This is a genomic window from Nakamurella sp., from assembly GCF_048594475.1.
Classification (GTDB): Bacteria; Actinomycetota; Actinomycetes; order Mycobacteriales; family Nakamurellaceae; genus Nakamurella.
The window spans coordinates 1-11,653 of the sequence record NZ_JBMDXT010000469.1 but is presented as its reverse complement, the minus strand read 5'-3'; the positions used below and the strand labels follow the sequence as shown (position 1 = coordinate 11,653).

The 11,653-nt window shown below is 70.8% G+C and carries 7 protein-coding genes; 2 read left to right on the top strand and 5 right to left on the bottom strand.

The features are described 5' to 3' along the window. On the top strand, positions 1-1,058 hold a 1,058-nt coding region (locus tag ACOJUF_RS21115; protein WP_420123782.1), incomplete at its 5' end, for a sensor histidine kinase. 90 nt (positions 1,059-1,148) lie between these two features. Next, entirely contained in the window at positions 1,149-1,943 is a 795-nt protein-coding gene (locus ACOJUF_RS21110; RefSeq protein WP_420123781.1) for a DUF4097 family beta strand repeat-containing protein, read from the top strand. 189 nt (positions 1,944-2,132) lie between these two features. Here ACOJUF_RS21110 and ACOJUF_RS21105 read toward each other — a convergent pair whose 3' ends face one another. The 5 genes from ACOJUF_RS21105 to ACOJUF_RS21085 all read right to left on the bottom strand — a co-directional run. Continuing rightward, positions 2,133-3,884 (bottom strand): ATP-dependent nuclease, encoded by a 1,752-nt coding sequence (locus ACOJUF_RS21105; protein WP_420123780.1) that lies wholly within the window; start codon positions 3,882-3,884, stop codon positions 2,133-2,135. Between the two features lie 272 nt (positions 3,885-4,156). Continuing rightward, the gene (locus ACOJUF_RS21100; protein ID WP_420123779.1) at positions 4,157-6,403 is read right to left on the bottom strand and encodes an MMPL family transporter; all 2,247 of its coding nucleotides are present in this window, start codon (positions 6,401-6,403) and stop codon (positions 4,157-4,159) included. Between the two features lie 94 nt (positions 6,404-6,497). Beyond that, a complete protein-coding gene (locus tag ACOJUF_RS21095) occupies positions 6,498-7,769 on the bottom strand; it encodes an MFS transporter (RefSeq protein WP_420123778.1) in 1,272 nt (423 codons plus the stop codon). Further along, entirely contained in the window at positions 7,766-8,743 is a 978-nt protein-coding gene (locus ACOJUF_RS21090; protein WP_420123777.1) for an ornithine carbamoyltransferase, read from the bottom strand. Before ACOJUF_RS21090 ends, ACOJUF_RS21095 begins: the two co-directional genes overlap by 4 nt. Then, positions 8,740-11,653 (bottom strand): amino acid adenylation domain-containing protein (locus ACOJUF_RS21085; protein WP_420123776.1); only part of this gene is annotated, 2,914 nt, incomplete at its 5' end. The genes ACOJUF_RS21085 and ACOJUF_RS21090, both read right to left, overlap by 4 nt.

The following is an 11,653-nucleotide window of genomic DNA, read 5'->3' as shown; positions in this document are numbered from 1 at the left end:
GGGCCCGGATCCGGTCGCTGGCCCCGGGCGCCGCCGCCCGCCGGCCCTGGCCCCCCCCGCCCCCCCCGCCGGCCCCCGGCGGCTGGTGGCGCCGGCTGTGGACGCAAGCCCGCAGCGCGTCGATCTGGCGCCAGATCGGCTACCACCTGGCGTCCCTGCTCCTGCTGCCGACATTGGGCCTGATGGTGGCCCTGTGGTGGTGCGCCGCCCTGCTCGGGGTCACCTCCGCCGCGTTCGCCTGGTCGTTGCCCGGCGACGTGCTCGGCGTCCCGATCGGCGGGGTCGGGCCGATTCTTGTGGCGACCCTGCTCGGCGCGGGATTGCTGCTGACGGCGCCGGCCGTGGCCACCGCGGCGGCCGCGCTGGACGAGTCGCTGCTGCGCCGGGCGATGGCCCCGACCCGGTCGGCGGCGCTGGCCCAGCGGGTCGAGGTGCTGACCGAGAGCCGCTCGGACGCCGTCGCGGCGGCCGACGCCGAACGCCGGAGGCTGGAGCGGGACCTGCACGACGGCACCCAGCAGCGCCTGGTCTCGCTGGCCATGAACCTGGGCATGACCCGGACCACCATGGTCGACGTGCCCGACCACGTCCGGCAGGCGGTGACGGACGCGCACGAGGAGGCCAAGCTGGCCCTGGCCGAGCTGCGTGACCTGGTGCGGGGGCTGCACCCGGCCGTGCTCGACGACCTCGGGCTCGACGCCGCCCTGTCCGGGATCGCCGCCCGCTCGGCGATTCCCGTGCGGCTGCTGGTCGACCTGCCGGACCGGCCGCCCCGGCCGGTCGAGGCGGCCGCCTACTTCCTGGTGTCGGAGGCCCTGACGAACGCGGCCAAACACTCCGGCGCAAGCACGATCGACGTCCTGGTGGAGCCGGCCGGGCCCGGCGACTTGCGCGTCGTGGTGTCCGACAACGGCCGCGGCGGAGCGGATCCGGCCTTCGGCTCGGGGCTGGCCGGGCTGGCCGGCCGCATCCGGGCGCTGGACGGCACCTTCGCCGTGCACAGCCCCGCCGGTGGTCCCACCGTCGTCAGCGCGACCCTGCCCACCCGTTCGTCCTAGCGACCCGCGTCCACCGTCGAGGGCACCACCCGGCCGCCCGCCGGGCGATCCTGCCGTCGATCCGCGCCTCCGGAGGCCATCATGACCGTCATGACCCACCACACCGACGAGCCGCCCACCGAGGCCTCCCGGACCTGGCTGATCATCGGGATCGTGGTCACGGTCGTCGTTCTCGCCGCCGGGCTGTTCTTCGGATACCGCGCGCTGGCCGGGTCCGGCAGCCCGTCGTCGGACACCACCTCGACGACCTACCCCCAGGAGATCAGCGCCCTGGACGTGCGGGTCGACGCCGGCACGCTCACCGTCACCACCGGCCCGGCCGGCACCGCGACCGTGCAGGCCGCGCTGACCTGGGACGGCGAGAAGCCGACCGTGACGCAGCAATGGACCGGGACCCAGCTGTCCGTGGTCACCGCCTGCCCGGGCAGCGAGCGGTGCGAGGTCGACCTGACGATCACCGTGCCCGCCGGCACCGCCGTCACCTCCACCACCGACACCGGTGACGCCGCCCTCTCCGGTCTGACCGGGCCGGTGTCGGTCCGCACCGACACCGGTGAGATCCGGCTGTCCGGGCTCGGCGGCCCGATCACCGCGGCCACCGAGGTGGGGTCGGTCACCGGGGACGCGCTGACCGCCGGCACCGTCACCGCCACCGCCGAGACCGGCGACATCACGCTGGGATTCGCCGCCGACCCGCAGGCCGTTGTCGCCCGCGCCGACACCGGCGACGTCACCGTCACCGTCCCCCGGTCGGCCACCGGCTACCGGGTGACCGCCGACACCGACGACGGCGACCGCCGCGTCGGGGTCACCCAGGACGCGGCCGGCAGCCGCACCATCGAGGCGCACACCGGCACCGGCGACGTGACCGTCAGCGCCGCTTGAGCCGGCAGGCGCACCTATCCTCTTATCTGCCCGCTGGCGACTCCGTCAAACCGACGCGTCTCCACCCAGCATTCCGACACTTTGCTGAGACAAACTCCGATCCACCCAGCCAGAAATTCGAAGGGGTCTGGCCATCGAGTCACGCACCAGTATCCAGTACATGATCGAGTCAGAGGCGTGAGAGCGGAATCAGCTTAGCGCTTGTTCGCGTAAGTATTCCTGCACGCGAGCCACAAAATCGTGCTGCTGCCCTACCTGCTTATACAGCTGCTCACCACCTAGCACTCGTGCAATCCATCGCAACTTCCTTTTCCTTGAGACCTCAGGGTGGAACGACTCGAGCTCGCCGACTGGCACGACAAAGATCCCATTTCTGGCGAGATCGGCAAAGAGAACTCTCGCCACCTCCCCGACTTCTCGATCCTTCTCCAAGTGCCTTATTCCGTGACTCTTCAACGATTGGCGCCCACTAGGTTGCTTGATGGCCTCTTTGATTGTCTCAACTTCGATCGGGCTCAACTCAGAATCCTCGCGATCTAGAATGGGAAGGATGGCATCGCGGGCAGTGGAACGCGAGGGTCTCAATGAAAAAGTGGGGTCATTGACGTACGTCTGCACCTTCTCCAAGGCCAGGCGGACCTGCTCGAAGTCTAAACCATGAGCATCGGCGAGACGCTCCATGATTCCGTTGTCAAGCAGAGTGTCGCAGTCGATTATAGATGCAACCGGAACTCCAGACTCTTTAAGTGGCCTAACTGCCGTGGACAACCGACCATTGCCATGCGCATAGGTAAAGTGGATATCGCCTTGCGGATCGCCAACTCTGATCGAATGTTGGTAGACCGCGGAGAAATAGGCACTATCTCCTTCGGCTTCGCAAACTACTACCGCCTTGTAGAATAGTCCTTCCAGCACAGTCGAATACCTTAGCAGCGGATCACTGTATAGAGGCGATGCGACTTGCTCGGAAATCTCACGGACGCGGTTGCTACTGCCTTCCCGAGTAAGGCGTACTACACCTAGGCCGGTCCCTTCGCATGCCATAATGAAGCCCTGCAAGATGTCGCTGCTATGGGTGCTGACTATGACCTGACCGCCCAGTCTTCCGCGATTCGCCAAAATGGCGGCCAACTTTCTGGCTTGCGGCGGATGGAGGAACAGTTCCGGCTCGTCGATAATAATGATTGGAACAGAAGCAGCGACAACGGGCAGTGCGACATTAAAAAATGCCCTCATTCCATGACCCTGATCTTCGAGGGCCGTCATCTTCTTCAGCATATCTCTGTAGCTCTTCTCCGGAACGGAGGTCTCGGGCGGCGCTTCCGCTCCCAGATGTATCGAGATCATCTTCCCAAAACGGTTGACGAAGATTTCCTCTCCGAAGGCTTCTTTGACGAGCAAAGCAACCTCGGACTCCAACCTCTTGCTTCCCCATAGCTGATGAAGTGGACTCCCTGGATGTGGCGTCAGGACCTCCGGTGCTTCCACCAAAACTGTCTCCAGTCTTGATCCAACACCAAGGTAAAGAGCAAATACCTCCGCCGCGTGCGCAGGCAGCGTCCTCTCAGACCAAATCCGCTCCAGATTCGCCCGCGAAACCTGCAGCCCCGCCCGAGTCAGTAGCATCGGCTCAGAATTATAGCAACGAACCAGCTCGGATTCCTCACTGGAGGCGCATTCATCAAACGCCTGCAGAACCGCACTTATGTCGCTTCCTGGATCGATTGATGCTGAATCTACCATCTTTCGAGTCGCACTCGTCCTCGCCCACAAGAACGCTTCCAATTCAGCCAGCAGTGTCGTCTTGCCGCAATTGTTTGGTCCTACAATTACGGTGACGCCGCGATCTAGTGTTATCTTTTGCGAACTAGTCTTGAGGGATATTTCGCTTAGTGCCACTCCGCCGAACATGCTCATCAACGCTTCGTCGGTCTCGATCACCTGGGCTCCTTTCGAATTGTGGAAACCATTTAGGCCTACGATCTTAATGTACGTTCCTTAAATTGACGGGCCCGTTAGCAATGGCGTGCCGCGTGCTGAGAATACAGGACCAGGAGGGACTATTCGTGTGTCTTTTAGCTGCCCGGAGACCCCGACCCTGCGACTGCGGTAATAATTGACCACAAGTCCACACTGAAACCTCGGCCGGATCGGACCGAACGACGAAGGGCCCCACCCCCGGCGACGGCCGCGGGTGGGGCCCGGGAGAGTGGTCAGCGGGTCCGGGAGCCGGCGGGTTCGGGTTCCGGCGCGACCGCGTCACCGGCCGGAGCCGCATCAGCCCCAGCGGCCGGGACGGACGGCTCGGCGCCCCCGTCCGGCGCGGCCGCGTCACCGGTGCGCACCGTCACCGGCAGGGCCGTCGCCTCGGGCAGGCCGATGCGGGCGTGCAGCCGGCGCAGCGGCGCCGGGGCCCACCAAGCGGCCTTGCCCAGAACCGTCATCAGGGCCGGGCTCAACAGGCACCGGACGAGCGTGGCGTCGATCAGCACGGCGACGAACAGACCGAGGCCGATCTGTTGCAGCGCACCGATGTCCGCGGCAGCGAAGCACGCGAACACGATCAACATCAGCAGCGCGGCCGAGGTGATGATCCGGCCGCTGCGCTGCAGCCCGTGCCGCACCGCCGCGTCTGGCGATTGGCCGGCGTCGTAGTACTCCTTGATCCGCGCGAGCAGGAAGACCTCGTAGTCCATCGACAGCCCGAAGGCGAACGCGAAGACGATCACGATCATGGACGGGCTCAACCCGCCGACGGTGAGCATGCCCAGGGGTGCGGCCAGCCACCCGTCCTGGAAGACGGCGGTGAGCACCCCGAACGTGGCCGCCAACGAGAGCGCGCTGACCACGACCGCTTTCAGGCCGACGACGACCGATCCGGTCATCAGGAACAGCACCACCAGCATGGACAGCACCACGATGGTCACCGCGAGCGGGAGTCCGGCGGCGAGCTCGTCCTGCAGATCCATCAGCCGGGCCGCGTCCCCGGTCACCCACGACTCGTACCCGGCCGGCCGATCCTGCCGGAGCCGGTCCACCAGGGCCTGCGCCCCGGCGCCCTGACCGTCCCCGCGGGCGTCGAGCACCACGATGGACACCCCGGACCCGACCTCGGAGGCCGGCTCGACCCGGATCACCTCGGGATCACCGGCCCAGCGTTGGGCGTACGCGTCCAGCGTCGCCGGGTCGGTGCGGGCCAGCACGGCCACCCCGGCCTGGCTGCTGATGCCGAACCGCTGGTCCAGCACGTCGGCCACCCGGACCGACTCCAGCGTCCGCGGCAGCCCCTCCAGCTGCGGCACCTTGATGATCACGTGCAGCAGCGGGGCGGCCAGCGCCAGCAGCACGACCGCGCAGCCGGCCAGGGTGAGCCAGGGCCGCCGCTGGGTGCGCCGGGCCAGGCCGGCGAAGAACCCCGACTCGCCGTCGGTGCCGGCCCGAGAGCCGGCCCGGGAGCCGGCCCGGCGCCGGCCCCGCCGGGGCGTGATCCAGCGACCGACGAACCCGAGCAGGGCCGCGGTCAGGGTGAGACCGGCGAGCAGGGCGACGATCACGGTCGCGATGCCGGCCGCGGCCAGCGCGCGCAGCTCGCCGACGTCGAAGGCCATCAGCCCGGCCAGGGCGGCGATGACGGTCAGCGCGCTGTACGCGATCGTGCGGCCGGCGGTGTGCCAGGCCGCGGCCACCGCCTCCTGCCGGTCGCCCCGCGCGGCCAGCTCGTCCCGGTAGCGGGCGACCAGCAGCAGCCCGTAGTCGATGGACAGGCCCAGCCCCAGCAGGGTCACGACGGTGATGGCGTCCGCGCTGATGGTGACCACCGCGGAGAAGCCGAGCAGGACCGCGGTCGCCCCGAGCATGGTCGCGATCGCCGCGACGGCCGGCAGCGCGGCGGCCGCCACCCCGCCGAAGACGATCAGCAGCAGCACCAGGGTCAGTGGCAGGGACCAGATCTCGGCGTTGCGCAGGTCGTCCTGCACGGCGGCGTTGGCGTCGTCGCCGATCAGGTCGCCGCCGCCGATGCTCACGCTCGCCCCGGGCAGGGCGGTGGACAGCTGGGCCAGCCGGGTGCCGGCGTCGGTGAACGGCTGGTATTGCGACTCGGCCGGGGCCAGGGTGACCAGGAGCGTCGCGGCCCGGCCGTCGGTCGCGGCGATCGGGCCCTCGACGCTCTGCACCCCGGCGATCGCCCGGACGTCGTCGGCCGCGGCGCTCAGCGCGGCGGTCGTGGTCGCCGCGCCGGCGTCCACGCCGTCCACGACCGCGAAGAACTGCTCGCCGTGGTCGATCGCGCCGTCGATCACGGCTTGGGCGCGGCCGGTCTCGGTCCCGGCCAGCGTCGTGGTGTCCCCCATGCCGGCGAACAGCGGCCCGATCGCCACCGCCCCACCGGCCATCACCAGCAGCCAGATGCCGACCACCAGCGTGCGCCGGCGCCAGCACCACACTCCGATTCGCTTCATCCGCATTCCTTCAGGGTGTTCGGTTCGCGGACGGGAGTCAGTAGCCCGATCTCCCGGCCGCGGGGTGGAGCCAGCTCCACCCGGCGATCGGTGCTCACTCGTTGAGATCGCCGAGCGCGGCCTCCGCGGCCGCCGCCTTGCGCCCGCCGAAGGCCAGGATGGCCAGGATGGCGATGACGAACATCGCGGCGCCGACGATGATCATGGTGGTGCGCACGCCGAGGGCGTCCAGCACGGCCCCGGCGGCCAGGGCGCCGAGCGCGTTGGCGCCGGAGGCCATCAGCGAGACGATGGACCCGATGCGGCCCTGCATGTCCTCCGGGGCCACCTTCATCGTGTAGACGATGCCGGCCACGTTGGCCACCCCGGCGCCGAACAGCAGCAGGCTGAAGATGATGCCCAGGGCCAGCGGCTGCTGGAAGAACACGATGCCGGTCATCAGCACCGTCCAGAACACATTGACGCCCATGAAGATCCAGCGGACGCCGACCCAGCGCAGGAACAGGTTGCTGGACAGCGCGCCGAGCATGCCGCCGATGCCGCTGGCCAGCAGGATCCAGCCGATGGTGTCCGGCCCGCCGCCCTGGTCCTTGACGATCACCAGCAGGCCAAGGGCCAGGACCTGGAACAGCAGGTTGCTGGCCGCGATCAGGCCGAGCGCCCGCTTGAGATAGGTCTGCGAGCGGACGAACTCGAAGCCCTCCTTGACGTCCTGCACGGGGCTGGGCCGCGGCCCGTCCGGCCGTGGCCCCTGCAGCGGCTGCCGGATCAGCAGCAGGGTGCACAGCGAGATCACGTGCGAGACGATGGTCGCCGCGAACGGCAGCCAGCGCAGCGCGCTGAACAGGAAGGTGCCGATCGGCTGGCCGATCAGGCCGGCCGCCTCCGACCGCGCCTCGTTGGCGCCGACGGCCACCCCGAGCTGCTCGTCCGGCACCACGGTGAACACCGCGGCCCGTTCGGCGATCGAGTACATCTCGGTGAGACTGCCTTCGCAGAAGGCGATCACCATCAGCAGCGGCACCCAGACGTGGCCCAGCGCGACCGTGGTCAGGGCGACCCCGATCAGCGCCACCCGCCCGATGTCGCAGCCGATCATCACCCGGCGCCGGTCCAACCGGTCCACCAGCACCCCGGCCGGCAGCTGCGTCACCAGGAACGGCAGCAGGGCGGCGAAGGCGACCATCGCGGTGCTGGTGGCCGAGTCGGTCGCCCAGAGCACGACCAGGCTGTAGGCGATCGCGCTCATCCGCGACCCGAGCATGGAGGCGCCGGCCCCGGTCCACAGCAGCACGTAGGCCCGGTTGCGGCGCAGCGGCGTGGGTTCGGGGTCGCGCTGCCGGCCCTTGGCGACTTCCAGCGTCATGACGACCGGCCGGCGGCGCACCATTCCAGCACCGCCATGGCGCTGAACATCTTCATCCGGGCCTGCCGGAAGGCCAGGCTCGCCGGGCCGTCCAGGACGGCCGCGTCGACCTCCTCGCCGCGGTGGGCCGGCAGGTCGTGCAGGAAGACCGCGCCGGGGTACGCGGCCAGCAGCGGCTCGGTCACCCGGAAGGGGTCGAACGTGGATCGCCAGTCGGTGGTGTGCTTGGCCGAGCCCGTGGTCTGCCAGCGGGTGGTGTAGACGACGTCGACATCGGCCGGCAGGTCGAGCATGTCGTGCCGTTCGTGCAGGGTGGCGCCCGAACGGGCGGCATGCGCGCGGGCGCGCCGGTGGTAGTCGGCCGGCAGCCCGTAGCCGGTCGGCGTGCGCAGTTCCAGCCGCACGCCCGGGCAGCGCATCAGGGCCAGGCTCAGCGCGGTCGCGGTGTTGTTGCCCTCGCCCACGTAGAGCACCCGCAGCCCGCCGAGCCGGCCGAAGTGCTCCTGCAGGGTGGACAGGTCGCACAGCGCCTGCGTCGGGTGCTCCTGGGCGCTCATCGCGTTGATCACCGACAGCCCGCCCGGCTCGGCGTAACGGCGCATGATCGCCTCGTCCTCGGCGGTCCGCATGACCAGGACGTCGAGCATGCCGGACAGCACCCGGGCGGTGTCCTCGTGCGTCTCCCCCGTGCTCAGCTGCAGATCGCCCGGGCCGTAAGCGATCACGCCCGCACCCAGCCGGAGCGCCCCGGCCGAGAACGCGGTCCGGGTGCGGGTGGACGGCTTGCCGAAGTGGATGCCGGTGACCAGGCCGGCCAGCGCCCGGGACCTGGCCCCGGCGGCGAACTGCACGCCGCGGTCGACCAGGCCGGTCAGGTCCGGTGCCGTCAGGTCGTCGATCGAGATGATCGACCGCGCCGGCCGTTCCGGTGGCCAGGCGGGGAGAACGGCCGGCTCGTCGAGGAGATCGGTCATCGCGGGAGCTCCTTGTTCATCGTCGGGTCGGCCTCGGCGGTGGCGAGCGCGGCGGCCAGGTACTGGAAGACCCCGTTGCCGGCGTCGGAATTGGTCAGGACGACCACGCCGTCGCCGCCGTGCAGCCGGCCGAACACCAGCGCCCGGAAGCCGGTGCACTCCCCGGTGTGCCCGTACTCCAGGTCCGGCCCGCTGTCGTCGACCAGGGTGCCGAGCCCGTAGAACTCGCCCGGGGTGGGCCGCAGCATCTGCGCGGCCAGCTCCGGCCCGATCAGCGTGGGGCCCAGATCCAGCGCCGCCCGGCGGATCTCGATGGCGATACGGGCGAGGTCGGCCGCCGTCGAGAACAGCCCGGCGGCCCCGGTGTCCGGCCGCAGCCGCCACGGCTCGGGCCGCCGCCGCCCGTCGGCGTCGTGACCCCAGGCGGTGCCGGCCGGGACGGGCGGGTCGAAGCTGCTGCGGGTCATGCCCAGCGGGCCGAACACCAGCTCCTGCATGACGTCGGCGAACCGGGTGCCGGCGACGTCCTCGATCACCTGCTGGACGACCGCGTAGTTGCTGTTCGCGGCCCGGAACTCGGTGCCGGGCCGCAACTCCGGCACGATCGGGGGCGAGTCGACCGGCGGCCGGCCGGCCAGCAGGTCGACCAGGGCGGGCATCGGGGCGCCCGGCGGGTAGTCGGCCTGCTCCGGCGCGGTGAGGCCGGAGGTGTGGCCGAGCAGCTGCCGCAGGGTGACCGGGTCCGGTCCGGGGACCTGCCAGCCCGTCAGGTAGCGGTTGACGTCGGTGTCCAGGTCCAGGCGTCCCCCGCGCACCAGGTGCAGTGCACCGACCGCGGTCACCAGCTTGCTGACCGACGCGACCGGGAACACGGTCTCGGGACCGACCGGGTCGCCGCCCGCATGGACGACGCCGTACCCGGCACACCGGGTGAGCTCGCCGTCCTCGATCAGCGCGATCGACACCCCGGGCACCCGGTGCTGCGCCATCGCCGCCACCGGCGACGGGATCGGCCGGGCGGTCGGGCGGGTCGCGGTGGTGCCCGGGCCGGTCGGCTCCGCCGGGGCCGGCGGTTCCAGCTCGTCCGCCAGCTCGGCCAGCGTCCGGTTCTCGTAGAGCATCCGCAGCGACGGGGTCAGCCCGACGGCGTTGGCCTCGGCCACCACCCGGACCACGGCGATGGAATGCCCGCCCAGGTCGAAGAACCGGTCGTGCAGGCCGACATCCGGCACCCCGAGGATCAGCGACCAGATCCGGGCCAGCTGGCGCTGGATCGTGGTGCGGGGCGCGACGTACGGGCGGCGGGCCGGCACGGCGAGCTCCGGCCGCGGCAGGGCCCGCCGGTCCAGCTTGCCGTTCGGGGTGAGCGGGAAGGCATCGACCGTCAGGTAGGCGGCCGGGACCATGTACTCCGGCAGCCGCCGCAGCAGGGCCGCCCGGAGGTCCGCGGGCGCCGGTGGCGCCGCCCCGTCGACCGGTACGACGTAGCCGACCAGCGCCGGGCCGGCCGGCCCGGCGTGCCCGACGACGAGCGCGTCGGCGACGGCCGGGTGGTCGATCAGCGCCGTCCGGACCTCGGCCGGCTCGATCCGGAACCCGCGGATCTTGATCTGATCGTCGAGCCGTCCGCAGAACTCGAACGTGCCGTCCGGCAGGATCCGGGCGCGGTCGCCGCTGCGGTAGCGGCGGCTGCCGGGCGGGCCGGACGGGTCGGGCACGAACCGTTCCGCGGTCAGCGCCGGCCGGCCCAGGTACCCGCGGGCCACGCCCGGCCCGGACACGTGGATCTCGCCGACCACGCCGGCCGGCACCGGCTCCCCGGCGCTGTCGGTGAGCTCGATGCTCAGGTCCGCCAGCGGCCGGCCGATGCGGTTGGCCGCGCCGGGGGCCAGATCGGCCCGGGTGATCCGGTGGTAGGTGGTGTGCACGGTGGTCTCGGTGATCCCGTACATGTTGACCAGGGCGATCCGGCCCAGGCCGTGCCGGGCCACCCACGGCGCCAGCATCGGCAGGTCGAGCCGCTCCCCCGCGAAGACCACCGCGCGCAGGCTCAGCCGGTCCATCCGGGGATCGCCCGCCGCGGCCAGGTCGACCAGGCCGCGGAACGCGGACGGGGTCTGGTTGAGCACGGTCACCCGCTGCTCGACGAGCAGGTCCAGGAACTCGCCCGGCGCCCGCAGCAGGGCCGCCGGCACGACCACCAGCCGGCCGCCGTGCAGCAGCGCCCCCCACATCTCCCACACCGAGACGTCGAAGGCGAACGAGTGGAACAGGGGCCAGACGTCGGTCTCGTCGAACGCGTAGTGCTCCTGCCCGGTCTCGATCAGCCGGAGCACGTTGGCGTGGGTCAGGCAGACACCCTTGGGCCGGCCGGTCGAGCCGGACGTGTAGATGACGTAGATCAGGTCGTCCGGCCCGGCCCCGGTCACCGGCACCGGGAGGACCCCGGCCGCCGGATTCTCGGGCCGGTCGTCGAGCAGCACGACGGCGGCGGCCGGCGTCACCGGCAGCAGCGGGCGCTGCGCGGACCGCGTGACCACGATCGCCGGCGCGGCGTCGTCGATCATGAACGCCAACCGGTCCGGCGGTTGCACCGGGTCCAGCGGCAGGTACGCGGCGCCCGCCTTGAGCACGCCCAGCAGCGTCGGGATCAGGTCCGGCCCGCGCTCCAGGCAGACCCCGACGAGCATCCCGGGACGGGCTCCGAGCTCGATCAGCCGATGCGCGAGCCGGTCGGCCCGGGCATCCAGCTCGGCGTAGGTCAGCCGGTGCTCGCCGGCCACCACGGCCACCGCGTCGGGCGTGGCCGCGGCCGGGGCAGCGAACCGCTGCGCCACGGTGCCGGTGGGGGCCGGCCGGCCCGCCGACCCGCCGGCGGGGTGCACGACGCCGGAGTGCGCCGGGCCGGCG